This is a genomic window from Pseudomonas sp. Pseusp49 (assembly GCF_059491875.1).
The window spans coordinates 3,202,319-3,227,987 of record NZ_CP168514.1; the positions used below are offsets into that span (position 1 = coordinate 3,202,319).

The 25,669-nt window shown below is 60.5% G+C and carries 16 protein-coding genes; 10 read left to right on the plus strand and 6 right to left on the minus strand.

Annotation, left to right across the window (positions count from 1 at the left end):
* Positions 1–215 precede the first annotated feature (215 nt).
* From ACEN83_RS14475 to ACEN83_RS14500, 6 genes are all read left to right on the plus strand, one after another.
* Complete coding sequence (locus ACEN83_RS14475; protein ID WP_495580713.1) at positions 216–3,707, plus strand: response regulator; 3,492 nt, start codon at positions 216–218, stop codon at positions 3,705–3,707.
* Positions 3,707–4,540, plus strand: a complete 834-nt coding sequence (locus tag ACEN83_RS14480) for a CheR family methyltransferase (protein WP_495580714.1) — start codon at positions 3,707–3,709, stop codon at positions 4,538–4,540. The genes ACEN83_RS14475 and ACEN83_RS14480 overlap by 1 nt, the downstream gene beginning before the upstream one ends.
* On the plus strand, positions 4,537–5,130 hold the full coding sequence (locus ACEN83_RS14485; protein ID WP_104447197.1) for a chemotaxis protein CheB: 594 nt from the start codon (positions 4,537–4,539) through the stop codon (positions 5,128–5,130). The genes ACEN83_RS14480 and ACEN83_RS14485 overlap by 4 nt, the downstream gene beginning before the upstream one ends.
* Positions 5,124–6,305: a hybrid sensor histidine kinase/response regulator gene (locus ACEN83_RS14490; RefSeq protein WP_116580392.1), complete on the plus strand. Its 1,182-nt coding sequence runs from the start codon at positions 5,124–5,126 to the stop codon at positions 6,303–6,305. The genes ACEN83_RS14485 and ACEN83_RS14490 overlap by 7 nt, the downstream gene beginning before the upstream one ends.
* 77 nt (positions 6,306–6,382) lie before the next feature.
* The gene (locus ACEN83_RS14495) at positions 6,383–6,760 is read left to right on the plus strand and encodes a response regulator (protein WP_218478429.1); all 378 of its coding nucleotides are present in this window, start codon (positions 6,383–6,385) and stop codon (positions 6,758–6,760) included.
* Positions 6,761–6,877: 117 nt separating this feature from the next.
* Positions 6,878–9,754 carry an RHS repeat-associated core domain-containing protein gene (locus ACEN83_RS14500; RefSeq protein ID WP_495580715.1) on the plus strand — a complete coding sequence of 959 codons (2,877 nt, stop codon included), beginning with the start codon at positions 6,878–6,880 and terminating at the stop codon, positions 9,752–9,754.
* Between the two features lie 35 nt (positions 9,755–9,789).
* On the opposite strand, the gene ACEN83_RS14505 is transcribed toward ACEN83_RS14500, so the two are convergent.
* From ACEN83_RS14505 to ACEN83_RS14515, 3 genes are all read right to left on the minus strand, one after another.
* Positions 9,790–11,460 (minus strand): response regulator, encoded by a 1,671-nt coding sequence (locus ACEN83_RS14505; RefSeq protein WP_495580716.1) that lies wholly within the window; start codon positions 11,458–11,460, stop codon positions 9,790–9,792.
* A complete protein-coding gene (locus ACEN83_RS14510; RefSeq protein WP_495580717.1) occupies positions 11,457–12,959 on the minus strand; it encodes an ATPase domain-containing protein in 1,503 nt (500 codons plus the stop codon). Before ACEN83_RS14510 ends, ACEN83_RS14505 begins: the two co-directional genes overlap by 4 nt.
* A 166-nt stretch (positions 12,960–13,125) precedes the next feature.
* Positions 13,126–14,181, minus strand: coding sequence for a tetratricopeptide repeat protein (locus ACEN83_RS14515; RefSeq protein ID WP_495580718.1), 1,056 nt, complete (start codon positions 14,179–14,181; stop codon positions 13,126–13,128).
* A 215-nt stretch (positions 14,182–14,396) separates the two neighbouring features.
* Between ACEN83_RS14515 and ACEN83_RS14520 the strand changes: the two genes are divergently transcribed.
* The 3 genes from ACEN83_RS14520 to ACEN83_RS14530 are packed head-to-tail and all read left to right on the plus strand — an operon-like array spanning position 14,397 to position 17,677.
* A complete protein-coding gene (locus ACEN83_RS14520; protein ID WP_495580719.1) occupies positions 14,397–16,532 on the plus strand; it encodes an FUSC family protein in 2,136 nt (711 codons plus the stop codon).
* The gene (locus ACEN83_RS14525; RefSeq protein WP_495580720.1) at positions 16,522–16,722 is read left to right on the plus strand and encodes a DUF1656 domain-containing protein; all 201 of its coding nucleotides are present in this window, start codon (positions 16,522–16,524) and stop codon (positions 16,720–16,722) included. Before ACEN83_RS14520 ends, ACEN83_RS14525 begins: the two co-directional genes overlap by 11 nt.
* A 4-nt stretch (positions 16,723–16,726) precedes the next feature.
* Positions 16,727–17,677 carry an HlyD family secretion protein gene (locus ACEN83_RS14530; RefSeq protein ID WP_495580721.1) on the plus strand — a complete coding sequence of 317 codons (951 nt, stop codon included), beginning with the start codon at positions 16,727–16,729 and terminating at the stop codon, positions 17,675–17,677.
* Positions 17,678–18,201: 524 nt separating this feature from the next.
* Here the strand turns inward: ACEN83_RS14530 and ACEN83_RS14535 are convergent.
* From ACEN83_RS14535 to mexE, 3 genes are read right to left on the minus strand one after another with little or no spacing between them, the layout of a single operon-like run.
* Positions 18,202–19,623, minus strand: coding sequence for an efflux transporter outer membrane subunit (locus ACEN83_RS14535; RefSeq protein WP_007970590.1), 1,422 nt, complete (start codon positions 19,621–19,623; stop codon positions 18,202–18,204).
* The gene (locus tag ACEN83_RS14540; RefSeq protein ID WP_495580722.1) at positions 19,623–22,802 is read right to left on the minus strand and encodes an efflux RND transporter permease subunit; all 3,180 of its coding nucleotides are present in this window, start codon (positions 22,800–22,802) and stop codon (positions 19,623–19,625) included. The genes ACEN83_RS14535 and ACEN83_RS14540 overlap by 1 nt, the downstream gene beginning before the upstream one ends.
* Before the next feature lie 12 nt (positions 22,803–22,814).
* Positions 22,815–24,068, minus strand: a complete 1,254-nt coding sequence (gene mexE / locus ACEN83_RS14545) for a multidrug efflux RND transporter periplasmic adaptor subunit MexE (protein ID WP_007970593.1) — start codon at positions 24,066–24,068, stop codon at positions 22,815–22,817.
* Positions 24,069–24,532: 464 nt separating this feature from the next.
* Between mexE and ACEN83_RS14550 the strand changes: the two genes are divergently transcribed.
* Positions 24,533–25,540 (plus strand): Ldh family oxidoreductase, encoded by a 1,008-nt coding sequence (locus ACEN83_RS14550; RefSeq protein WP_495580723.1) that lies wholly within the window; start codon positions 24,533–24,535, stop codon positions 25,538–25,540.
* Positions 25,541–25,669 lie beyond the last annotated feature (129 nt).

Consider the following 25,669-nt stretch of genomic DNA (forward strand, 5'->3'; position numbering starts at 1 on the left):
AAATCACCGGCCTCTTGCATCAGTAAGTGGCAGATCCAGACAAGTTCCCGAGGTGGCGCAAAAAAGAATGCGGCAGGTCGACAAGGATAACCTGCCGTTTTGCGCGGGCGCATAGGAATGTAGGAGTTTGCGCGAAAACATGTCAGAAAAATGGATCCATGTACCAGTTTTGGGGCAAACTCCTTGCATTCTGACAGTACGACAAGGCCTGCCCCATGACCTCCGCGTCCTCGGTTGATGAGCAACGATTTCGTAAACTCCTGAGCCGCAATATCAGCCTGCCGTTGGGGCTGGGCCTTATCAGCGCGGTGTTCTTCGTTTCGCTGATCAGCTATCTGCTGTCGACGATCCAGTGGGTGGAACATACCGACCGGGTGATCAATAACGCCAATGAAGCGGTCAAGCTGACCGTGGACCTGGAAACCGGCATGCGCGGTTTTCTGCTCAGTGGCGACGAGCATTTCCTCGATCCCTACGAAACCGCCAAGCCGCGGGTTGCCGTGGCCCTCAACACCTTGCTCGAGCTGACGGCCGACAACCCGGTGCAGACTGACCGCTTGCTGCGGTTGCAGGCATTGCAACAGGAGTGGGCCAGCTACGCGCAATCGATGATCGATCTGCAGCGCAGCAGCGGTGATTATCGCTCGGTGGTGAAGGCCGGGCGCGGCAAACGCCTGACCGATGAAATTCGCAAGCAGTTCGAGGAGGTGATCGACACCGAACAACAGTTGCGCACCACGCGCAATGATGAGGTGCGCCGCACCACGGTCTGGAGCATCAGCCTCTATCTGTTGTTCATCGCCGGCGTCAGTGGTTTGCTGGCGTATGTCGGGCGCCGCGATTTGCTCAGCCTTTCACAAAGCTACAGCGTCAATCTCGCCGCCCAGCAAGCCAGTGCCCAGCGCCTGGAGCAACAGGCCTGGCTGCGCAACGGTCAGACCGAGCTCGCCGAGCAGGTGCTGGGGCAGTTGAGCCTGAACCTGCTGGGGCGCAACATCCTGCAGTTTTGCGCGCAGTACCTCGGTACCGCCGTGGCGGCGCTCTATGTTCGGGAAGACCACGGCGGTCTCAGACGCATCGCCAGCTACGGTTTTTCCCGCGAACAGGAAGAGCGCGAGCAGCAGATTTACAGCGATGAAGGTATTGTCGGCCAGGTGGCGCAGCAGGCGCGGTTGATTCGCCTGGACGAGGTGCCGGGGGATTATTTCAAGGTCAGCTCCGGCCTCGGAAACGGATTGCCGCGCAGTGTGCTGGTGGTGCCGACCAGCGACGACGACCGGGTCAATGGCGTGATCGAGTTGGGTTTCCTGCGTCCACTGGATGACCGCGACGTCGCGTTGCTGGAATTGATTGCCGGCAACATCGGCACGTCCATCGAGGCCGCACGCTATCGCCATCGCCTGCAGGAAGTGCTGGCCGAAACCCAGCAGCTCAATGAAGAGTTGCAGGTGCAGCAGGAAGAACTCAAGACCGCCAACGAAGAGCTCGAAGAACAGTCGCGGGTGCTCAAGGAGTCCCAGGCGCACCTGGAAACCCAGCAGGTGGAGTTGGAGCAGACCAACGAACAACTCGCCGAGCAGGCAGAAGTGCTGGCCGAGCAACGCGACGCCATGGACCTGAAGAACTCCGAACTCAATCAGGCACAGATCCAGCTCGAAGAGCGCGCGCTGGAACTGCAGCGTTCGAGCAAGTACAAGTCCGAATTCCTCGCCAACATGTCCCACGAGCTGCGCACGCCGCTCAACAGTTCGCTGATCCTGGCCAAGCTGCTGGCGGAAAACCCGGAAGAAAACCTCACGGCCGAGCAAGTGAAGTTCGCCGAGTCGATCTACTCCGCCGGTAATGACTTGCTCAACCTGATCAACGACATTCTGGACATTTCCAAAGTAGAAGCCGGCAAGCTGGAAATCCGTCCGGAGAATACCAGCGTGGCGCGCCTGGTCGATGGCCTGCGCGGCCTGTTCCAGCCATTGGCCACGGACAAGCAGCTGGATTTCCAGGTGGATTTGCTGGACGGCGCGCCGCCGATGCTGTTCACCGACCGCCAGCGTCTGGAGCAGGTGCTCAAGAACCTGTTGTCCAACGCCGTGAAGTTCACTGAAAGCGGCAGCGTCAGCCTGTCCGTCGCCGCGGCGCCGAATGACGGCATCGCGTTCAGCATCCGCGATTCCGGGATCGGCATCGAGGCGGATCAGCACGACAGCATTTTCGAAGCCTTCCGTCAGGCTGATGGCACCACCAACCGGCGTTACGGCGGTACCGGGCTGGGCTTGTCGATCTCCCGTGATCTGGCCGCGTTGCTCGGCGGCTCCATCAGCGTGACCAGCAAACCGGGGCAGGGCAGTGTGTTCACCCTGGTCTTGCCGCAGCAGTACGTGGAACCGGGCGAAGTGCCTGTCGAACCGATGCGGGCCGTTGCGGTGGCTACTGTGCCGGATGCAGTGCCGCCCACGCTGTCGCCATTGGTGGCCGAAGTCGACATTGCACGTTTCGACGACGATCGCCACAAAGGGCCGTTCAACAGCCGCTGCATTCTGGTGGTTGAGGACGAGTCGAACTTTGCGCACATCCTCTACGATCTTGCCCATGAACTGGGGTATCAGTGCCTGGTGGCCCATGGCGCCGACGAAGGCTACGACCTGGCCAAGGCGTTCATCCCCGACGCGATCCTGCTGGACATGCGCCTACCGGATCACTCCGGCCTGACCGTGCTGCAACGCCTGAAGGAGCACGCCGAAACTCGGCACATCCCGGTGCATGTGATTTCGGTCGAAGATCGGGTCGAAGCGGCGATGCACATGGGCGCCATCGGGTATGCGGTCAAGCCCACCACCCGCGAGGAACTCAAGGACGTGTTTGCGCGCCTGGAAGCCAAGCTGACCCAGAAGGTCAAGCGTGTGCTGCTGGTCGAGGACGACGACTTGCAGCGCGACAGCATTGCCCGCCTGATCGGCGACGATGACATAGAGATCACCGCCGTTGGCCTGGCGCAGGAGGCACTGGACCTGCTGCGCACGTCGGTCTTCGATTGCATGATCATCGACCTCAAGCTGCCTGACATGCTCGGCAACGACTTGCTCAAGCGCATGTCCACCGAAGACATCTGCTCCTTTCCGCCCGTCATCGTCTATACCGGGCGCAACCTGACCCGCGATGAAGAGGCTGAACTGCGCAAGTATTCGCGTTCGATCATCATCAAGGGCGCGCGCTCGCCGGAGCGACTGCTGGATGAAGTGACACTTTTTCTGCACAAAGTCGAATCGCGGTTGTCCCATGACCGGCAGAAGATGCTCAAGGTCGCCCGCAGTCGCGACCGGGTCTTCGAAGGCCGCAAGGTGCTGCTGGTGGATGATGATGTGCGCAACATTTTCGCCCTCACCAGCGCGCTGGAGCAAAAGGGTGCAGTCGTGGTCATTGGTCGCAACGGCCGGGAAGCGATTGAACGACTCAATGAAGTGGAGGACATCGATCTGGTGTTGATGGACGTGATGATGCCGGAGATGGATGGCTTTGAAGCCACCGTTGAAATCCGCAAGGTCCCGCGTTGGCGCAAATTGCCGATCATCGCGGTGACGGCCAAGGCCATGAAGGACGATCAGGAGCGCTGCCTGCAAGCCGGCGCCAACGACTACCTGGCCAAGCCCATCGACCTGGACCGCCTGTTTTCGCTGATTCGCGTGTGGTTGCCGAAGATGGAACGCATCTAGTGGAGCGCCATTTTTCCGTGGAGCGCAGCAGCGAAATCGAATTGCGCCTGTTGATCGAGGCGATTTACCTCAAGTACAGCTACGATTTTCGCGATTACTCCGGCGCGTCGATCAAGCGTCGGGTCAATCATGCGTTGAGTCAGTTCGAGTGCCAGACCATCTCGGCGTTGCAGGAAAAGGTCCTGCACGATCCGGCCGCTTTCATGCAATTGCTGCAATTGCTGACCATCCCGGTCAGCGAGATGTTTCGTGACCCCTCGCACTTCCTGGCCATCCGCAAGGAAGTGGTACCGCTGCTGCGAACCTACCCCTCGATCAAGATCTGGATCGCCGGATGCAGCACCGGGGAAGAGGTGTATTCGATGGCCATCCTGTTGCGCGAAGAGGGCTTGCTCGACCGTACGATCATCTACGCGACCGACATCAATCCGCGCTCTCTGGAAAAAGCCAAGCAAGGGATTTTCTCGATGGAGAACGTCCGCGCCTACACTGCCAATTACCAGCAGGCCGGTGGCCAGTGTTCGTTTGCCGACTACTATACGGCGGCCTATGGGTATGCGATTTTCGACAAGACACTGCGCGAGAACGTGACTTTCGCCGACCACAGCCTGGCGACGGACAGTGTGTTCTCCGAAACTCAATTGATTTCATGTCGTAACGTATTGATTTACTTTAACAAAAAACTCCAGGATCGAGCTTTCGGACTGTTTCATGAGTCCCTCTGCCATCGCGGATTCCTGGTGTTGGGCAGCAAGGAAACCCCGGATTTCTCGGCTTTTGGCGATGAATTCGAGCCGCTGGTCAAACAAGAACGGATCTATCGAAAAACATGAACAGTGCAACGAATCTGTCAGCTATCGAAGCGATCGTGATCGGTGCCTCCGCCGGTGGCGTTGAGGCGCTGTTGAACATCCTCGGGCCGCTGCGCGAAGGTTTTGCGTTGCCGATCATTGTCGTGCTGCACCTGCCGGACGAACGCCGCAGCCAGTTGGCGGACGTGTTTGCCCGCCGGGTTGCCATGCCGGTGCTGGAGGCGTGCGACAAGACCGCGGTCGAGGCCGGCACGCTGTATTTCGCCGCGCCCGGTTATCACCTGTCGGTGGAGCGGGACCGCAGCTTTTCCCTGAGCCTGGAGCCTCGAGTGCATCATTCGCGACCCGCCATCGATTACCTGTTCGAATCGGCTGCCGATGCCTACGGTACAGGGCTCGCTGCAGTCTTGCTCACAGGCGCCAACCGCGACGGCGCGCGCGGGCTGGCCCAGGTCAAACAGCGCGGTGGCATCACCATCGTGCAAGACCCGCAAGAGGCTCAGGTCGCCACCATGCCCCAGGCTGCGCTGGACATGCACCGGCCAGACCACATACTTTCAGTACGCGGCATCGGCCGTCTGCTTGTCGAGATGGAACGAATCGCATGCTGAGTAATATCCAGGCCAAACTGCTGATCGTGGACGATCTGCCGGAAAATCTGCTGGCGCTTGAAGCGCTGATCAAGCGTGAGGACCGGATTGTGTACAAGGCGTTGTCCGCCGACGAAGCCCTGTCACTGCTGTTGCAGCACGAATTCGCCATGGCCATCCTCGATGTGCAGATGCCGGGCATGAATGGCTTCGAGCTGGCCGAGTTGATGCGCGGCACCGAAAAAACCAAGAACATCCCGATCGTTTTCGTCAGTGCCGCCGGGCGTGAAATGAACTACGCCTTCAAGGGCTACGAAAGCGGTGCCGTGGACTTCCTGCACAAGCCACTGGACATCCACGCGGTCAAGAGCAAGGTCAATGTGTTCGTCGACCTGTATCGCCAGAGCAAGGCGATGAAGGAACAAGTGCTGGCCCTTGAGCAAAGTCGCCGCGAACAGGAAGCCCTGCTCAGGCAACTGCAGAACACCCAGCTGGAACTGCAACAGGCGGTGCGCATGCGCGACGACTTCATGTCCATCGTCGCCCACGAAGTGCGCACGCCGCTCAACGGCCTGATCCTTGAAACCCAGCTGCGCAAGATGCACCTGGCCCGGGACAACGCCGCTGCCTTCACCCTGGACAAGATGCACGCCATGGTCGATCGCGACGAGCGGCAGATCAAAAGCCTCATTCGCTTGATCGAGGATATGCTCGATGTCTCGCGCATTCGCACCGGCAAGCTGTCGATCCGGCCGACACGGTTCGATCTTTCGACGCTGGTTCGCGATTTGCTGCACAACTTTTCCCGGCAGATCGACGCCGCCGAGACGTCGGTGACCCTCGATGCCGAGCAACCGGTGATCGGAAACTGGGATGAATTTCGTATTGAACAGGTCATATCCAACCTGTTGACCAATGCCTTGCGCTACGGGGCCAAGAGCCCGGTCTCGGTGAAGGTATACAGTGAAGGAGGGCTGGCGCTGGTCGATGTGCGCGACCAGGGGATCGGGATCGACGAAGAAAACCAGAAGCGCATATTCCAGCAGTTCGAGCGCGTATCGGCCAGGCAGGCCGTCGCCGGACTGGGCCTGGGATTATTTATTTCAGAACAGATCGTGACCGCCCATGGCGGTACAATCACCGTCCAGAGCCGGATTGGCGAAGGCGCCTTGTTTCGCGTTTGTCTGCCGCTGTAGGAAAACAGCCAGATAAACGCAACCTCTGATCGACCTCACGGTCGTATCAGCAGCAATTGACCGAACAAAGGCTTCCCATGAGCGAAGATGCACAAGACGTAGTACTCGTTGTCGAGGACGATCCCTCGATTCTGATGGTGCTGTCCGCTTATCTGTCGGGCGAGGGGTATCGCGTACTGCAGGCCGAAAACGGCGAACAGGCGTTTGAAATCCTGGCGAGCAAACCCCACCTGGACATGATGATCACCGACTTCCGCCTGCCCGGTGGAATCTCCGGCGTGCAGATCGCCGAACCCGCCGTGAAGCTGCGACCGGAACTCAAGGTGATCTTCATCAGCGGCTACGCCCAGGAAATCCGTGAGACCGACAGCCCGATCACGCGCAAGGCGCCGATCCTGGACAAGCCATTCGATCTGGATAAATTGCAGGAGCTGATGCAGGAGATGCTTTCGTAAGCACCCTGGCGATTCTCGTACCTGTAATTTCTGACAGTTGACTGGGGTGTTGTATCAGCAGATAACCTTTCGGACGTCATGTGGCTCATCCCTGCATGTCGATCCGGAGCGGGGGCCATGCACAGACAAACACCAACACTTTCAGTGATTGATCCGCGTCGTGCCGTGGTCCGTGAGGTTGCCTATCATCGGCGCACGGACCAGCAAGCCCCTCAGGCACGCATTACCCAACACATCTACAGCCTGCGCAACCGTGCCAGTCATAGCCGCGATCCGCGGCTTTTTGCCCTGTTTGAGAGCAATCAGTCCACTCCCGCCAATCAAACCACTGTCACCACGCTCACCGGGCAGCCTTTGCTCAACGAGAATCTGGACGCCGGATGGCGAGTCAGTCTTTACGGTGCTGCCGGGCAAAGTTTGGACAATTGGGACCAGAAACGTAATCACCTGCGTATGACCTACGATTCATCTCTGCGTCCTGCTCGGGGTTTTGAGTCGGCGATGGGCGAAGCAGAGCAGCGGACGGCTTGTTTTGCATACGGTGACGATTCGCCGGAGTCCGCCAGGCACAATTGCTGCGGTCAACTGATTCGCCACGATGACAGCGCGGGTACCCGACACCTCACCGAGTTCGGTTTATTCGGTGCACCTCTGCACCAGAGCAGACGTTTTTTGCTGCACCTTCAGTTAACCGACTGGCCGGAGAGCGAAACCGAGCGTGACAGATTGCTCGAGCCCCAATCTGCGCTCACGCAAACAGCTTTTAACAGCGTTGGTGAGCTTGTACGGCAGGTTGACGCTTTGGGCCACGCACAACAGCAGCGACAGAACGTTGCCGGTCAATTGTGCGAATTGCGCCTGAAGCTGGCCGATGCCGATGATGAAGTCATCCTGATGGGTGACATTCAGTACAACGCGTTCGGACAAATAGTGCAGCAAACGGCCGGCAACGGCGTCGTTACTCGCGCTGTTTTCGATCCCGAGGATGGGCGGCTGACAACGCTGCACGCGCAAATGCCAAGTCAGCCGCCCTTGCAGAGTCTGACGTATGCCTATGATCCGGTCGGCAACCCGATTCGCATGACTGACGCCACTCAGTCGATCCGTTACTCGCGCAATCAAAGCGTTGCCGCGATCAGTACCTGGCAGTACGACACCCTCGGTCAACTCATCCAAGCCAGTGGTCGACAGCGCTGCAATGCCCCCGGCGGCCCCCATTTACCGGCCTTCGTTTCGCCACCGGACCCTGGCCAGCTTGAGAACTATCTACAGACGTTCGACTACGACACCGGTGGCAACCTCGAGGTTCTGTATCACCACGCTGACAGCGCATGTCGAACCGAACGAACGGCCATTGCCTCCTTGAGCAACCGTAGCCTGCCTTGGGTCGATGGCAGCGAATCACCGGCGGACAGTGAAATTGATGCTGCTTATGACGCCTGCGGCAACCTCAACGAGCTGCAACGAGGACAGACACTGCACTGGGATGCACGCAACCGCCTACATCAGGTCGATCAGGTGGTGCGCGAGGACGAACCTGCGGACTCGGAGATTTATGTCTATGACGGCGATGACCAGCGTGTGCGAAAAATCCGTACGGCTTACACCGGAACATTGACCCGTACCCATGAAACCCGTTACTTGCCGGGCGTGCAAATTCGTACGAGTCCCGATGAGACCCTGAATGTCATCAGTGTCCAGAGCGGACGATGCACCGTGCAGATCCTGCACTGGGAAAGGGGTTCATCGCCGGACGGTGCCCGGTACCAGCTGCGTTACTGCCTTGCCGATTATCAGGAATCCAGCACGCTGGAACTGGATCAAGACGCCAGGATCATCAGCCAGGAAAGTTACTACCCCTACGGTGGCACAGCCTGGTGGGCGGGCAGGGATAAGGTTGAGGCCAGCTACAAGACCATTCGTTATTCGGGGCAGGAGCGCGACGCCACGGGGCTGTATTACTACGGATTTCGGTATTACATACCGTGGCGACAACGCTGGTTGAGTGCCGATCCGGCGGGCGCGATAGACGGGTTGAACCTGTATCGGATGGTGGGGAGCAATCCGATCGGTTATGTCGATTGGCTTGGATTGGCCAAAACCCGGATTGGCAAGGTGAGACGCGTCACGGCAACCCTCGCTGCATTTGGCCGTGGAACCGTTAAAGGGGCCGCGGGATATGGCGCAAAGCAGTTGGTAAAAAAGGCACTGAACGCATCGCTGGGGCACCTGGCACGTTACCCTGTTGCAATCCTGTCGGGTGTGGCAGCGGGCTATGTCGGTGGCTCGACGGTGGCCCATCTTCTGGATCGCGAAGGTGACAGCGGTATCGGCAAGAGCCTGACTGTGGCGGGTGTAGGCATTATCAGCTTTGGTGTGGGTTTCACCGCTGGTTTAACAGTGCCCGACCCCATCGGTATCGTAGAAGGGGTTGCTAAATCAATAGGCTCGAAGGCGGTTGATCGGGTCGTTTCCCGTATAGGGCCTTCCATCGTTCCCGACATCAGCACACGAGGTGCTTTGGCTGTCAATACGATTGCCAATTTAAGCGGCAATATGGCTAAGGGCATGTGGTCCGGGACAGCGCCTGACGGCGTTCATCCAATACTGAATTCCATGGCCGGAGTCGTTATAAAAAATACGGTGGGCGCAGTCATTCGCTTTGTTGGAGGCGTGGACTCTCTATCGTATGAAAGCAGGCATCGCGAATTGATGACAATGCCAACGGGCGGGGAGTTGATCGATGCCGGAAAATCGTTGATTCACAATGCGGCGGTGCAGTCGGTTTACAAGCTGGGCAATACCGAAGTCGACACCGGCCTGACCGCCGTTTTGGGGCCGCAGGCCTCAGAGTCGGCATGGAGGGTCGGGGTCAGCCAGTTGAAGCCCGTTAATGAGGTCGCCGCTATCGGGATCTACTTGCACAGAGAGCAGCGAAACGGGCAAGTGGTCGCGGCGCATAAAAAAACACCCGGTATGACGATGCAGGTATGACGGCGCGGTGTCATGGACATTTCCATTGCCCGAACTCAGGCGCTGATCATCTCCCGCACCTTCGCCGTCAACAGATCGAAGGTGAACGGCTTGGTGATCATCTGCATGCCCGGATCGAGGAACCCGCCGCGCACGGCGGCGTGCTCGGCGTAGCCCGTGATGAACAGCACCCTGAGGTCGGGCCGCAACTGCCGGCCGATTTCCGCCAGTTGCCGGCCGTTCATGCCGGGCAGGCCGACATCGCTGATCAGCAGGTCGATGCGCTGGGCCGAATCGAGTATCGGCACGGCGCTATCGCCATCACAGGCTTCGACGAAGGCATATCCCAGATCGCTCAACACCGTGCTGACCAGCACCCGCACCGCCGGGTCGTCCTCGACGATCAATACTGTCTCGCCGTTGTTGGCGAAGGGCGAGTGTTCGACATTGACCGGATGCTCCTGAGGCAGGTCACCCCCGAAGCGTGGCAGAAACAGACTCACCGTGGTGCCTTCGCCCACTACGCTGTGGATGACGACGTGACCGCCTGACTGCTTGCTGAAGCCATAGATCATGGACAAGCCCAGCCCGGTGCCCTGGCCGATGGGCTTGGTGGTGAAGAAGGGGTCAAAGGCGCGATTGACGATGCTTTGCGCCATGCCGCAACCGGTGTCGGTGACGCTGAGCACGACGTAATCACCGGCATCGAGATTGCTCTGGGACTGGGCAAAGTCCTCGTCGAGGTGCCGGTTCGAGGTAGAGACCACCAGCCTGCCGCCATTGGGCATGGCATCGCGGGCGTTGATCACCAGGTTGAGCAGGGCGCTTTCCAGTTGATTGGGGTCGGCTTCGGCCACCCACAGTTGTTCATCGAGTTGCATGTCCAGGCGAATGCTTTCGTTGATGCTGCGTTGCAGCAGTTCATCCATGGAGATCACCAGGGCGTTCATCTCCACGGGTTTGGAATCCAGCGACTGGCGGCGGGAAAACGCCAGCAGGCGGTGAGTCAGGGCCGCCGCGCGGTTGGCCGAGGTCACCCCCAGGTCGATCAGGCTGTCCAGATCTTCGGTACGCCCCCGGGCCAGGCGTCGACGCAACAATTCCAGGCTGCCGATGATGCCGGTCAGCATGTTGTTGAAGTCATGGGCGATGCCGCCGGTGAGCTGGCCGACGGCTTCCATTTTCTGCGACTGGCGCAGCGCCTCTTCGTTGTGACGCAGTTGCGCGGTGCGCTCTTCCACCTGCTGCTCAAGGGTTTCGAGGGTGTTTTGCAGGCGCAATTCACTTTGGCTCAGGTCGACCAGCCGATCCCTGGCCTCGTACTGTCGTCGCCGTCCGCGCAAGGCGGTGGTGACCAGACTGATCAGGGTGATCGGGTGAAAGGGCCGTTCGAGGAAGGTGACATTGCCCAATTGCGGGCCGAAACGTGATGCCGGATTCTGTTGCGGGCCGCCATGGTGCGTCATCAACACGATCGGCAGGTCCGACCACGCGGGCTGTTGTTCAATCAGCCGGATCAGCGGTTCGAGATCACGACCCAGCAGCGCTTCGCTGGAAATCAGCAGCAGGCCGGCACCGAGCTCCAGCTCGGCGCATAGCCCGGGTAGGTCCTGGCTGATCACCCCGTGAAACCCGGCTTCATTGAGCATCATCAAGGCAATCTGGCTGTCACGCCCTCGCGGCGCAAGGATGATGGTGCGCTCGGTTGTCGCCAGCAACGCAGTCACCGGATATCTTCCGCAAGCAAGGGGTTGCTCGCCCCGAGATAGGTGGGCACTCCACGCAGCACGCCCTGGAAGGCTTCCAGCGGTTCACCGATGGTCATGCCCTGGGCGCTGATGCGGTATTCACGGATGGTCGATTCATGGCTGCCGGTGCGTTTCTTGATGATCGAAATGGCCCGGCGTACCTTGCCCAGGGCCTCGAAGTAACGCAGCAGGATCACCGTATCGGCCAGGTAGGTGATGTCGACCGGAGCCTGCATGTCGCCGACCAGGCCATGCTGGGCAACCGTCATGAAGGTCGCGGCGCCTTTTCGATTGAGGTACAGCAACAGCTCGTGCATGTGCAGCACCAGGGCGTTCTCTTCCGGCATTGCCGCCTGATAGCCATTGATGCTGTCGATCACCACGGTCTTGATATTGCCGTCGTCGACACAGCGCCGGACCCGGTGGGAGAACTCGCCGGGAGACAGCTCGGCGGCGTCCACCTGTTCGACCAGCAGATTGCCGCTGTCTTGCAGCGCCTGCAAATCGATGCCGATGTTCTTCATGCGCTCGTACAGCAACCCCAGCTCTTCATCGAAGATGAACAACGCGGCTTTTTCACCCCGGGCCACCGCCGCGGCGGCGAACACCATGGAGATCAGTGATTTGCCGGTCCCGGCCGGACCGAGAATCAAGGTGCTGGAACCGGTTTCGATACCGCCACCCAGCAGCGCATCCATTTCCCGGATGCCACTGGTCAATTGCTGGCGCAGGTACTGACCGCGATGTTCGGCGGCCACCAGACGCGGAAATACATGCACGCCGTCGCTGGCGATGGTGAAGTCATGAAAGCCGCCCCGGTATTTCTGGCCGCGGTACTTCACCACGCGCACGCGTCGGCGCTCGGCACCGTAATTGGGTGTCAACTCTTCCAGGCGAATCACGCCGTGGGCGACGCTGTGCACGGTCTTGTCCAGTGACTCGGTGGTCAGGTCGTCGAGCAGCAAGACCGTGGCGTCGTAACGCACGAAATAATGTTTGATGGCCAGGATCTGCCGGCGATAGCGCAGCGAGCTCTGTGCCAGCAGGCGAATTTCGGAAAGACTGTCCAGGACGACGCGGGTCGGTTTGACCCGTTCGACCACTTCGAAAATCTGCCGGGTGGCCTCGCCCAGTTCAAGGTCGGAGGAATACAGCAGCGTCTGCTGCTGTTCGGCATTGAGCAGGTTTTCCGGAGGTGTCAGCTCGAAGATGTGGACGTTGTCGTCCATCTCCCAACCATGGGACAAGGCACCCTGGCGCAGTTCGCGTTCGGTCTCGGACAGCGTGATGTACAACGAGCGCTCGCCGGCTTGCGCGCCGGCCAACAGGAAGTGCAGCGCCACGGTAGTCTTGCCGGTTCCCGGTTCGCCTTCCAGTAGAAACACATGACTGCGGGACAATCCTCCATCGAGGATATCGTCCAGGCCTTCGATACCGGTGGCCGCCTTGGTACGATTCAATTCGTTGGTTAGAGACAAATAAGAGTCCTCTCGTGGCCAGGAGCAATGAGGCAGCCACTTCGAAGTGCCGCAACGGGCTGCCTTTTCACTTGACCCCTGGCCCGGACGAGCGTTCAACCTTTTTTAACGCAAAAGGATCGCAGCCTGCCCTGTAGGAGCTGCCGAAGGCTGCGATCTTTTGCTTTTAAAGCCCCTGTTGTAACGAAGGATCATCAGGGTTCATCTGTTCGAGCTGGGCCGTGAGGATCTGCACGTTTTGCAGCTGCCCGCTTTCTTTCCAGTAGTTGATCAGCAGCACCCGTGCCTTGCGATCGTTCGGATGGCGCTGAACGATTTCCTGCAACTGAATCTGCGCCGCTTCGAGTTCCTGCTCGCCGCGCAGCGTGGTGGCCAGGTCGTAGCGGTAATCCCGGTTGTCGGGCTCAAGCTCGACGGCCTTGGACAGGCCGAGCAGGGCGAATTCGCTTTGGTCGTGATGCAGCAACCAGAGGCCCAGGGCGTGTTGCAGATAGGCCGAGTTGGGCTGTGCCTGCAGTTGCCTGGCCAATAGCTGCCGGGCGGCGTCGTTCTGCCCTTGCTTGTCCAGCACTTCGATTTGCAGCACCAGCGCCGGCAGGTTGTCCGGCGCCAGGCGCAGGGTGTTGTCCAGCGCCTGTTGCGCTTCCTTGAGTTCGGCGTTGTGCAGGTGCAGCCGGGCCAACTGGTATTGGTTTTCGGCGCTTTGCGGTTCGCTCTTGAGCACCTGCTCCCAGGCATCGATCGCTTGCTCCAGCGGTCCGAAATACAAGCCGAGTTCATCCGGGGACAACCCCAGCAGCGCGTTGATTGCCGCCAGCCGCACGTTCTGTTCGCTGTCGTCGAGCATTGGCCCCAGCAAAAGACTGCGCTGGCCGTTCGGTACCAGGGCGCTGATGCTCCTGATCGCCGCGATACGCACTTCGGGCGATTCGTTCTGCAAGTCGGCATCCGCCAGTTTCAGGGCCACCGAGCTTGGATAATTGGGCAGTTCGGCATGCAACCAGACACGGCGCTTGGGGGACAGGTCCGGACGCTTCAACTGCTGATAGAGCACCCGCGCGGCACCGGGTTGACCGCCCCGGGCCGCTGCCAGCGCTTCGCTGTAACCGTGTTGGATGGCTTCGGGAACCACCGGGGTAGTATCGCGCAGGGAAAACCATGCAAGGCCGATGACGAGCAGGGCGAAAAGGCTGATAAACAGATAGCGGCGGGACTGGGGCATGCAGGAATCCGGAAGCTGGCGAACTTTTGCAAAGGCGCCAGCTTCGGTCAGGCCAGGCCTTGAGTCAAACCTTGAAGACGTTCACTGACGATTCAAACCGTGGAAAACCCCTCCCGCCAGCGATCAATGGGCCTGCAAACGGCGTCGCCAGCAAAACCTCTCAAGGCACCGCCACAGTGACTACGCTTGCTGGAAGTGTGTCGACGGGTGTTCCCATGCAAGCGTTGTTGCAGTACTTCAAGGCCATGCTCAACCCCGGCCCCGGGGTGTTGCTGTTTGCCTTGCGAACCATCGCGGCCGGGTTATTGACCCTGTACCTGGCGTTTTTGTTCGATCTGGACCAGCCCAAGTGGTCGATCATGGCCGTGGTCATCATCAGCCAGCCACTGGGGGGCATGGTGCTGGCCCGCAGTTTTGGCCAGGTGATCGGCACCACGCTGGGCGCAGCCGTGGCGGTGTTGATCATGGCGATCTTTCCCCAGGCTCCGCTGCCGTTCATCACCACCCTGGCATTGTGGCTGGCCTTGTGTACCGCCGGTGGCACCTTGTTGCGCTATACCAGTTCCCAGGCGTTTGTCCTCAGCGGCTACACCGCCGTGGTGGTGGCCTTGCTGGCGGTGCCGGATCAGGACGGCATGTTTCTGCTGGCGGTGACGCGCGTCACCGAGACCTTGCTGGCGGTGGCCTGTGTGTGTCTGGTCAGCCTGCTGACCGCCAGGCCGGAAACCGTGGCCCGTGACTACTTCGCCAGGATCGACCAGATCATCCGGTTGCTGGCCACCCATGCCAGCGCCGTCCTTCGCACCGAAGAGAGCGAAGCCGATTTCCAGCAGCGACAAATGCAGCTGTTGGGCCAGATCAGCGGTCTGGAGGGCGTGCGCCGGCACATGTACTTCGATGCGCCACGGTTGCGCAGTGCCAACGGCCTGGTGCAACTCTTGGGCAACCAATTGGTGTTGTTGACCGCGCGGCTGACAGCCCTGCGCCATCAGCGGCTGCTGTTGACCGAGCGCTGGGAGGGCGAGTTGCCCGAGGAAATTCAACGGATACGCGCCGAAGAACTGGCGTTTCTCGATGAGCTGGCGCGGGAGGGGCGTTCGCTGTCCAGTGAACAGCGCCATCATTTTACGTCGTTGCAACAACGCTTCGATGAACTGGCCTACAGAGCCGAACAATTGACCGAACCGCTGCCGGCCACCTTGCGCTCGCTGGCCTGGTCGCTGCGCTGGGAGCAGGCTCGCCTGCTGCAGCAGCTGGAGCAGATTCTGGAGTTGAGTGATGCCATCCAGAGCGGGCGACCGGCCAGCAGCGTGTTTCGCGGGCGGGAAAATCCGCTGCATCTGGACTTCACCCTGGCGACCATGAACGCCATCCGGGCTTTTTCCGCGCTGTTGATTTGCGGCCTGATCTGGATCGAAACCGGCTGGGACGGTGCGCGAGGCGGGATGGTGCTGGTGGGCATCCTTTGCTCGCTGATGTCGACCTTTCCAAGGCCGCTGCTGGCCGTGCAAAGCTACGCGAGGGGCTTCGGGCTGGCACTGGTGGCCTCGGCGCTCCTGCAGTTCTTGTTCGTGCCGATGATCAGCAATTTCGAGATGCTTGCCTTGCTGTTGGCGCCCTTGCTCTATGCCGTTGCGGTGGGGCTGGCCAGTCCACCCACGACAGGCACCGGCATTGGCCTGGGGCTCACGACTTTTCTGTTGCTCGGTCCGCTGAACGTGGGGATCGGTCAAAACACCGCCATCCAGTGGTTCGAATTTGCCGGGGCCTATACCTGCGCGACCGTGCTGGCGTTGAGCGTCTATGCGCTGATCTTTCCCTTCAGGCCGGATTTGCGCATGAGGCGGCTCTATAAAGAGAACTGCGAGCAGGTGTACGCCTTGCTGAAAACCGCGCCGACCGATGAACAGCAGTTTGCGTTCGAGAGTCGCATGGTTGATCGCCTGACCATGATGCTGGGGCTGCTGCCGGCAACGCAGGAGCCACAATCCCATGAGCGCTTTCAAGTCAGCCTGGCCTGCATGGCGCTGGGGATTGCGATGAATCAGCTCAGGCAGCAGGGGCAGAACAACGCCTTGCTGAATCCGGACCTGCAAAGTCGCCTGTTTTCCACCGTCCGGGAAACGGGCAGGCTGGTCGCCGGCCGGCCCGGGGTCGAAGTGGCACGGGTGCTCGATAGCCTGCACGCCCTGGGCGACGAACTGGATGCCCTGCATACCGATGTCCATGAGCATTTGTGGTCGGTGTTCCGCATGCGCGTGGCGCTGTTGATCGTGGTGTCGTTCGTCGAGCGTTATCGCGGCTACTTTCAACCCACCGGCATTGAAGGAGACCCTGTCCTTGCCCATTGATCTGGAAGTGGGTGGCGCCTATCTGCCCCCGATCGCCCAGGCGTTGCTGCTGGGTTTGCCGATTTTCCTGCTGCTGGACTGGGTGCTGCGGCGCGTCGGTGTGCTGCAGTTCGTCTGGCATGAGGCCTTGTTCGAAGGCGCGTTGTACGTCTGCGTCTGCGCTACGTTGATACTGGTGATGGGAGCCTGATGCCTTGAAGAACATCCTTCCCCGACTCACGACGCTGGCGGTGGTACTGCTGGCCTTGATCCTGGGCTGGTTCGCCTGGGAGCATTACACCCGTGCCCCCTGGACCCGGGATGCCCGGGTGCGTGCCGATGTGGTGACCCTGTCCGCCGATGTCTCGGGGCGAATCGTCAGCCTGGCCGTGCAGGACAACCAACATGTGAACAAGGGCCAGACGCTGCTGGAGATCGATCCGGCGCGTTACACACTGGCGGTGGAGCATGCCAAGCGTGCCGTCGAGGTGTCGAAAGCCTCGCTCGGGCAGGCCCAGGCGTCCATTACCGCCAGCGAAGCGTTGCTCAAGCAGCGTCAAAGCGAGGAGCAACGGCGGCGCACGCTCAAGGACCGTTCGGCAATTTCCGGCGAAGAGTGGGAAAAAGCCAACACGGATGTGTCGGTGGCCCAGGCTGATCTGCTGCGAAATCAGGCCAATCTGGTGCTGGCCGAGGCCAACGTGCAACTGGCCATCGCGGCCTTGACCCAATCGGAGCTCGATTTGCAGCGCACCCATGTCGTCTCCCCGGTGACAGGCTATGTCACCAACCTGCTGACCCGGGAGGGCGATTACGCCTCGGCCGGGGGGCCGTTGCTGGCGTTGGTGGACAGCGATTCGTTCTATGTCAGCGGTTACTTTGAAGAAACCAAGTTGCCGCGGATCGGCGAGGGCGACCGGGTCAGGATCGAATTGATGAGTGGCGAAACCTTTGGCGGCAAAGTGCAGAGCATTGCCTTTGCCATTGCCGACCGGGAAAACCTGCCGGGCGGTCGCCTGTTGGCCAACATCAACCCCAGTTACACCTGGATCAAACTGGCGCAGCGGGTGCCGGTGCGGATCGAGATCGATGCCGACTATGCCGGTAAAGACAAACTCAGGGCAGGGACCACCGCCACCGTGACCGTCCAGGAAACCCACCGCTAACCCCTGTAGGAGCTGCCGAAGGCTGCGATCTTTTGATCTTCACAAAAGATCAAAAGATCGCAGCCTTCGGCAGCTCCTACAAGGATGTGTGCCCCGTGATCGAATGAGACGCCGGGCAAAGCGCTTGAAAATCGCGATACAGGAGGGGGCGCCAAGCGTCGAGCCCCCTGTAGGAGCTGCCGAAGGCTGCGATCTTTTGATCTTGATCTTCACGAAAGATCAAAAGATCGCAGCCTTCGGCAGCTCCTACAAGGATGTGTGCCCCGTGATCGAATGAGACGCCGGGCAAAGCGCTTGAAAACCGCGATACAGGAGGGGGCGCCAAGCGTCGAGCCCCCTGTAGGAGCTGCCGAAGGCTGCGATCTTTTGATCTTGATCTTCATGAAAGATCAAAAGATCGCAGCCTTCGGCAGCTCCTACGGGGGTTTGTGTTCTGGGCAAAAAAAGCCCCGCGACCGAATGAGACGCAGGGCAAAGGAATTGGTTGGTTGCGGCCAACCAAAGGAGCGCTTGAAAGCTTGGGGTTAATTGCTGGCGACCGTCTCGGGCTGCCAGCCGCCACCGAGGGCCTTGTAGATGGCGACGATGCCGCGATACAGGTCGACTTCAGCCTGGGCCTGGGTGTCTTCGGCCGCCAGGCGTTCGCGCTGGGCGTCGAGCAGCACGAGGAAGTCGGCGGTGCCTTCGCGGTAGCGAATCTCGGCGAGATCGGCTGCGGAACGGCTGGACTCGCTCTGGCGAATCAGCGAAATCAGGCGCTGCTGGCGCTTACCGTAGTCGCTGAAGGCGTTTTCCGATTCTTCCAGGGCCAGCAACACTTGCTGCTCGTAAGTCGCCAAGGCGCCCTCGGCATCGGCGTCGGCGGCGCGCAAACGGGCGCGCACACTACCCAGGTCAAACGCTGCCCAGGTGATGCTCGGACCGAGCGCCCAGGCATTGGCCGCCGAGGAACCGATTTGCGAACCACGCCCGGCGGTGAAACCAAGGAAGCCGCTGAGGCTGACTTGCGGGAACAGGTCGGCCTTGGCCACGCCGATCCGCGCCGTGGCCGACGCCAGTTTGCGCTCGGCACTGCGAATGTCCGGCCGGCGTTGCAGCAGTTCACCCGGATTACCGATCGGCAAGGCCTTGGCAATCGCCGGCAAGTCTTTCGGGCTCAGATCCACGGTCAGCTTGTCCGGCCGCTCACCCAGCAGCGTGGCGATACGGTTCTTCTCCCGAACCTGTTCGGCCTGCAATTGCGGCACGCTGGCTTCGACTGACGCCAGGCGGGCATCGGCACGCTCCACATCGAGCTGATCGCCGACGCCGGCATCGCGCAGGTTGATGGTGATCTTGCGCGACTCCTGCTGGTTCTCCAGGTTGGCCAGGGCGATCTTTTCCCGCAGTTGCGCACCACGCAGTTGACCGTAGGCATCCACCAGTTCGGCAATCATGCTCACCTGCAGCTGGTACAGATCGGCTTCTAGCGACTGTTGCTCGGCATTCGCCGATTCCAGGTTGCGCTGGATACGCCCAAACAGGTCGATCTCCCAGGCCATGTCCAGGCCCAGGTCGTAGCGTTCGCTATTGACCCGGTCGGTGGTCTGGCCAGGAATCTGGCCCTTGCCCAAGTCACTGCTGACACGGCTGGTGACGACCGGCAAGTTGTCGTTACTGATGTCATCGCGGATCGCCCGTGCGGCTTTCCAGCGGGCAAAAGCGACGCGCAAATCACGGTTGCCCTTGAGCGATTGCGTTACCAACTGGTTGAGGGTCGGGTCTTCGAACTGCTGCCACCAGATGCCTTCGAAGCGCGAGCGGTCAAAGTTCTTCTGGCCGGCGGCGCCATCGGTGGCGGCCGTGATGTTGGCCGCCTCGGTGTTGGGCGTCTGGTAATCCGGACCCACGGCACAGGCACTCAAGGCCAGGACCAGCAGGCTCGGCAGGAAGGCTTTCAAACTCATCAGTGCGACTCCAGCTTCAGGGCGACCTTGGCGGCTTTGCGCGCCTGGCCACGCTCGACAAAGTTACGAATCAATACGTAGAACACTGGCGTCAGCAACAGACCGAAGAAGGTCACCCCGAGCATCCCGGAGAACACCGCCACACCCATGGCGTGACGCATTTCGGCACCGGCACCGCTGGAGAACACCAGCGGCACGACCCCCATGATGAACGCGAAAGAGGTCATCAGGATCGGCCGCAGACGCAGACGGCAAGCTTCCAGTACCGCGGCCAGCGGGTTGAGACCCTCCAGCTGTTTGTCCTTGGCGAACTCGACGATCAGGATCGCGTTCTTGCACGCCAGGCCCACCAGTACGATCAGGCCGATCTGGGTAAAGATGTTGTTGTCACCGCCGGAGGCGATCACACCGGTGATGGCCGACAGCAGGGTCATCGGTACGATCAGGATCACCGCCAGTGGCAGGCTCCAGCTTTCGTACTGGGCCGCCAGTACCAGGAACGCCAGCAGTACGCAGAGCGGGAACACGAACAGCGCGGTGTTGCCGGACAGGATCTGCTGGTAGGTCAGGTCGGTCCATTCGTAGGTCATGCCGTTCGGAAGTTCTTCCTTGAGCAGTTTTTCGATGGCTTTTTCGGCCTGGCCGGAGCTGTAGCCGGGGGCTGCCGCACCGTTGATTTCAGCGGTGATGAAGCCGTTGTAGTGCATCACGCGGTCCGGGCCCGAGGTGTCGCTGACCTTGATGAAGGTCGCCAGCGGGATCATCTCGCCTTTGTTGTTACGCACTTTCAATTGGCCGATCTGGTCGGATTCGAGGCGGAACTGTTGCTCAGCCTGAACGTTGACCTGATAGGTGCGCCCGAAGCGGTTGAAGTCGTTGGCATACAGCGAACCCAGGTAGATCTGCAGGGTGTCGAAGATGTCGCTGACGGCCACGCCGTGGGTCTTGGCTTTTTCCCGGTCGATGGCGGCATCGACCTGCGGCACGTTGACCGTGTAGCTGGTGAACAGGCCGGCCAGTTCCGGCACGCTGTGGCTCTTGGCGATGATGTTCATGGTTTCCTTGTACAGCTCTTCATAGCCCAGGTTGCCCCGGTCTTCGATCTGCAGGCGGAAACCACCAATGGTGCCCAGGCCTTGCACCGGCGGCGGCGGGAAGATCGCCATGTAGGCTTCCTGGATGTTCGCGTACTGGCCGTTCAAGGCACCGGCAATCGCACCGGCGGACATGCTCGGGTCTTTACGCTCGTCGAACGGCTTGAGGGTGACGAACACGATGCCGGCGTTCGGGCTGTTGGTGAAACCGTTGATCGACAGGCCAGGGAAGGCCACCGCGCTTTCCACTCCAGGCTGCTTCAGCGCCAGGTCGGACATGCGCTTGATCACGTCTTCGGTACGGTCCAGGCTCGAGGCATCCGGTAATTGCGCGAAGGCCACCAGGTACTGCTTGTCCTGGCCGGGTACGAAGCCGGTCGGGGTGCTGGAGAAACCGAAGAAGGTCAGGACCATCAGGCCGGCGTACAGCAGCAGGGCGATGCCGCTTGAACGGATCACACGGGCAACGGTACCGACATAACCATGGCTGGCCTTTTCAAAGAAACGGTTGAACGGACGGAACAGCCAGCCGCCAAACATCTTGTCCAGCACCCTGGAGAAGCGGTCTTTCGGTGCGTCATGGCCCTTGAGCAACACAGCAGCCAGCGCCGGCGACAGGGTCAGGGAGTTGAAGGCCGAGATCACCGTGGAAATCGCAATGGTCAGGGCGAACTGCTTGTAGAACTGCCCGGTCAGCCCGGAGATGAACGCCGCCGGAACGAACACCGCACACAGCACCAGCGCCGTGGCAATGATCGGGCCGGTGACTTCACGCATGGCGCGTTTGGTGGCTTCCACCGGGGTCAATCCGAGCTCGATGTTCCGCTCGACGTTCTCCACCACCACGATGGCGTCGTCCACCACGATACCGATGGCCAGTACCAGGCCGAACAGCGACAGGGCGTTGAGCGAGAAGCCGAACAGGTGCATCACGGCAAAGGTACCGATCAACGAAACCGGCACAGCCACCAACGGAATGATCGAAGCGCGCCAGGTCTGCAGGAACAGGATCACCACCAGCACCACGAGGATCAGTGCTTCGAAGAGGGTGTGAACCACCGCCTCGATGGAGCCGCGCACGAAGATCGTCGGGTCATAGACGATGCTGAAGTCCATGCCTTCGGGGAAGTTCTTCTTCAGTTCGGCCATTTTCGCCCGGACTTCGTTGGAGATCTCGATGGCATTGGAGCCAGGGCGCTGGAAGATCGGGATCGCCACCGCCGGCTGATTGTTCAGCAGCGAACGCAGGGCGTACTGGCTGGAACCCAGCTCGACACGAGCGATGTCCTTGAGGCGGGTGATTTCACCGTTGTCGCCAGAGCGAATGATGATGTTCTCGAACTCTTCCTCACTGACCAGGCGGCCCTGAGTGTTGACCGACAGCTGGAAGCTTTGGGCATTCGGGGCAGGGGGCGCGCCCAATGCTCCGGCGGCCACCTGGCGGTTCTGCTCACGAATGGCGGTGACCACGTCAGTGGCGGTCAGGTTGCGCGAAGCGGTTTTGTTCGGGTCGAGCCAGACACGCAGCGAGTAGTCGCCCATGCCGAACAGTTGCACGTCTCCGACACCGCCCAGCCGCGCCAGCTCATCCTTGATGTTGAGGATCGCGTAGTTGGAAAGGTACAGCATGTCGTAGCGTTTGTCCGGCGAGGTCAAGTGCACAACCATGGTGAGGTCGGGCGATGCCTTGTCCACGGTGATACCGATACGCGTCACTTCCTCGGGAAGTTTCGGCTCGGTCCGGGTCACGCGGTTCTGTACCTGCACCTGCGCGTTGTCCAGGTCGGTACCCAGGGCAAAGGTGATGGTCAGGGTGATCTTGCCGTCGGCGGTCGACTGCGAGGACATGTACAGCATGTTCTCGACGCCGGTGATGGCCTGCTCCAGGGGAGCGGCCACGGTTTCACCGATGACTTTCGGGTTGGCACCGGGGAAGTTGGCGCGTACCACCACGGTCGGCGGCACGACTTCCGGGTATTCGCTGATCGGCAACTGGAACAGCGAGATCGCACCGGCGATCAGGATCAGCAGCGACAGCACCGCTGCGAAGATCGGCCGCGAAATGAAGAATTGGGAAAAATTCATCGTAAAAATCCCTTAACCGCGTGGGGTCGTGGCAGCCAGTTTCACAACCGTGCCCGGCGCGACCTTGGCAGGCGCGACTTGGGGCAGGTTGCTGGCTTCCAGCGCTTGGCGTTGTTGTGCGAGTGCCGCGAGGGTTTGTTCGCTGGCCATCGGAATCACTTCAGGGGTGACCGGTGAGCCGGGACGTACCCGTTGCAGGCCCTTGACGATGATGGTGTCGTCCTTGTTCAGGCCACTGCGCACGATGCGCAAACCTTCGATCTTCGGCCCCAGTTCCACCGCGCGGTAGGCAGTCTTGTTGTCGCCGTCCATCACGATCACGAACTTCTTGCCCAGGTCGGTACCCACCGCTTCATCGTTGATCAGCATGGCGCTGTAGGTGCCGCTGCCCACCAGTTTCAGGCGTGCATACAGGCCCGGGGTGTAGCTGCCATCGCTGTTGTCGAACACGGCGCGGCCACGGATGGTGCCGGTCTTGGGGTTGACCTGGTTGTCGACGAAGTTCATCACGCCCTGGTGCGGGTTGCCGTCCTCATTGGACAGGCCCATGTAAACCGGGGTGGTAGCGCCGCGTTTGCCCTGGCGAGCGAGCTCGGTGTACTTGAGGAACACACGCTCGTCTGCGTCAAAGTAGGCGTAGACCTTGTCGGTGGAGACCACGCTGGTCAGCGGCGTGGTGTCGGCGGTCACCAGGTTGCCGGCGGTGATTTCCGCACGGCTGACACGGCCGCTGATCGGTGCGGTGACGCGGGTGAAACTCAGGTTGAGCTTGGCCAGGTCGAGCTGCGCCTGAAGCGCACCGACGGCGGCGCGGGCTTCCTGGGCGGCGCTGGTGCGCGAATCGGCCAGCTCGGCGGAAATGGCGTTGCTGGTGCGCAGGCGCTCACCGCGCTGGGCTTCGTTTTCACTGCGGGTGGCATTGGCGCGCGATTGTGCAACCAGGGCTTCGAGGCGGCGGACCTCAGCCTGGAACGGACGCGGGTCGATCTGGAACAGCAGGTCGCCTTTCTTGACCAGGGCGCCTTCAGTGAACGCCACTTCATCGATCTGGCCGGAGACCCGAGGACGAATCTCAACCGTTTCCGGCGCTTCCAGGCGCCCGGTGAATTCGTCCCACTCGTTGACCGGTTGTTCCAGCACCTTGGCCACGCTGACCTTGGCTGCTGGCATCGTGGCGGCGGTTTCCGGGGCCTTGCCGCAAGCGCTGATCACCACTACGGCCAACAAAGCCAACGGGAAGCGCAAATGTTTGAATGACTGTTCCATGGATGCATCCGCCAATGTGTTGAGATTGGCGAATGATGCGCGGCGGGTTTGTATCTCACGAATCGAATGGGGCGAAGGTAACTATCATTCGGAATGATATAAGACCCGAGCCAGCCCTCTAGATTGCGCCTTTGATTAAGCGGCGATCAATTGGATTGATGACAATTCTGTGTTGCCTCGCCTGCAAAGATCAGGCTTGGGACCGAGTCGCGCCCTTCGCGAGCAAGCCCGCTCCCACAAGGTACAGTGTGAACCCTGTGGGAGCGGGCTTGCTCCGGGCGGCGTTCCGACGAAGAGGCCAGCAGCCTTCTGCACAATCAGGATCAGGGACCCGTCATCAGCCATTGGTTCAACGGAGTCCACCTGCCCGCGCTGTGCCAATTTCGTCATCGCCAATGCCCAAACCCATCAAGCCATGACGCCTCGGATAGACCACCCTGACCGGTCTGTCCAAGGAGATGACCATGATCCGACTGACCCTGATCGAAGCCCGTGAGTTGGCTGAATCGATCTTGCTGCACAACGGTTTTAATCTGGCCCATGCACAAGCGGTGGCGGCGACGGTGATTGCTGGCGAACGTGATGGCTGTGCCTCCCACGGTTTGTACCGGATTCTGGGGTGTGTGAATTCCCTGCGGGCCGGCAAGGTGTCGGCCGATGCCGAGCCACAGGTGATCGACCAGGCGCCGGCGATTGTGCGGGTGGATGCTGGCGGTGGGTTTTCGCAGTTGGCGTTTCAGGCGGGGTTGCCGTTGCTGGCGCAGAAAACCCGGGCCAACGGCATTGCGGCGTTGGCAATCAACCGCTGTGTACATTTCTCGGCGCTGTGGGTGGAGATCGAGCAACTGACGGCCGCTGGTCTGGTGGCGCTGGCGTGTAATCCGAGCCACGCCTGGGTGGCGCCGGCTGGAGGACGACTGCCGGTGTTCGGCACCAATCCCATTGCCTTCGGTTGGCCGCGTGCGGGGCAAGATCCGTTTGTGTTCGACTTCGCCACCAGCGCGATTGCCCGGGGTGATATTGAACTGCACCGGCGTGCCGGCAAGGCGATTCCCGAAGGTTGGGGCGTGGACGCCCAAGGCCAGCCGAGCACCGACGCCAACGTGGTGCTGGATAGCGGCGCGATGCTGACGTTTGGCGGGCACAAGGGTTCGGCGCTGGCGGCGATGGTGGAGTTGATTGCCGGGCCGCTGATCGGTGACCTGACCAGTGCCGAGTCGTTGGCTTACGACGGGGGCAGCAAGTCGTCGCCGTACCATGGCGAATTGATCATCGCCCTGGACCCTCGGCGCTTTCTGGGGGACGCCACTGAAGAACATTTGGCCCGGGCCGAAACGTTGTTCCAGGGCATTGAAGGGCAGGGCGCACGCTTACCGTCGCAACGACGTTACGCGGCGCGGGTACGCAGCCTGGTGGAAGGCGTGCAAATTCCCGAGGCGCTGTACAACGACCTCAAGGCCTTGCTCGCCTGATTGAATCAATCCCACATTTGATGGGTGGTGATCACATATTTTGCGTAGGAGCTGCCGAAGGCTGCGATCTTTTGATCTTGAAAATCAACAGCAAAAGATCGCAGCCTGCGGCAGCTCCTACAGCTATTT

Excerpts from the sequence above, each read along its gene's own strand:
- ACEN83_RS14475 (WP_495580713.1), top strand. The coding sequence starts at position 216 with ATGACCTCCGCGTCCTCGGTTGATGAGCAACGATTTCGTAAACTCCTG.
- ACEN83_RS14485 (WP_104447197.1), top strand. The coding sequence starts at position 4,537 with ATGAACAGTGCAACGAATCTGTCAGCTATCGAAGCGATCGTGATCGGT.
- ACEN83_RS14490 (WP_116580392.1), top strand. The coding sequence starts at position 5,124 with ATGCTGAGTAATATCCAGGCCAAACTGCTGATCGTGGACGATCTGCCG.
- ACEN83_RS14495 (WP_218478429.1), top strand. The coding sequence starts at position 6,383 with ATGAGCGAAGATGCACAAGACGTAGTACTCGTTGTCGAGGACGATCCC.
- ACEN83_RS14500 (WP_495580715.1), top strand. The coding sequence starts at position 6,878 with ATGCACAGACAAACACCAACACTTTCAGTGATTGATCCGCGTCGTGCC.
- ACEN83_RS14515 (WP_495580718.1), bottom strand. The coding sequence starts at position 14,181 with ATGCCCCAGTCCCGCCGCTATCTGTTTATCAGCCTTTTCGCCCTGCTC.
- ACEN83_RS14520 (WP_495580719.1), top strand. The coding sequence starts at position 14,397 with ATGCAAGCGTTGTTGCAGTACTTCAAGGCCATGCTCAACCCCGGCCCC.
- ACEN83_RS14535 (WP_007970590.1), bottom strand. The coding sequence starts at position 19,623 with ATGAGTTTGAAAGCCTTCCTGCCGAGCCTGCTGGTCCTGGCCTTGAGT.
- ACEN83_RS14540 (WP_495580722.1), bottom strand. The coding sequence starts at position 22,802 with ATGAATTTTTCCCAATTCTTCATTTCGCGGCCGATCTTCGCAGCGGTG.
- mexE (WP_007970593.1), bottom strand. The coding sequence starts at position 24,068 with ATGGAACAGTCATTCAAACATTTGCGCTTCCCGTTGGCTTTGTTGGCC.
- ACEN83_RS14550 (WP_495580723.1), top strand. The coding sequence starts at position 24,533 with ATGATCCGACTGACCCTGATCGAAGCCCGTGAGTTGGCTGAATCGATC.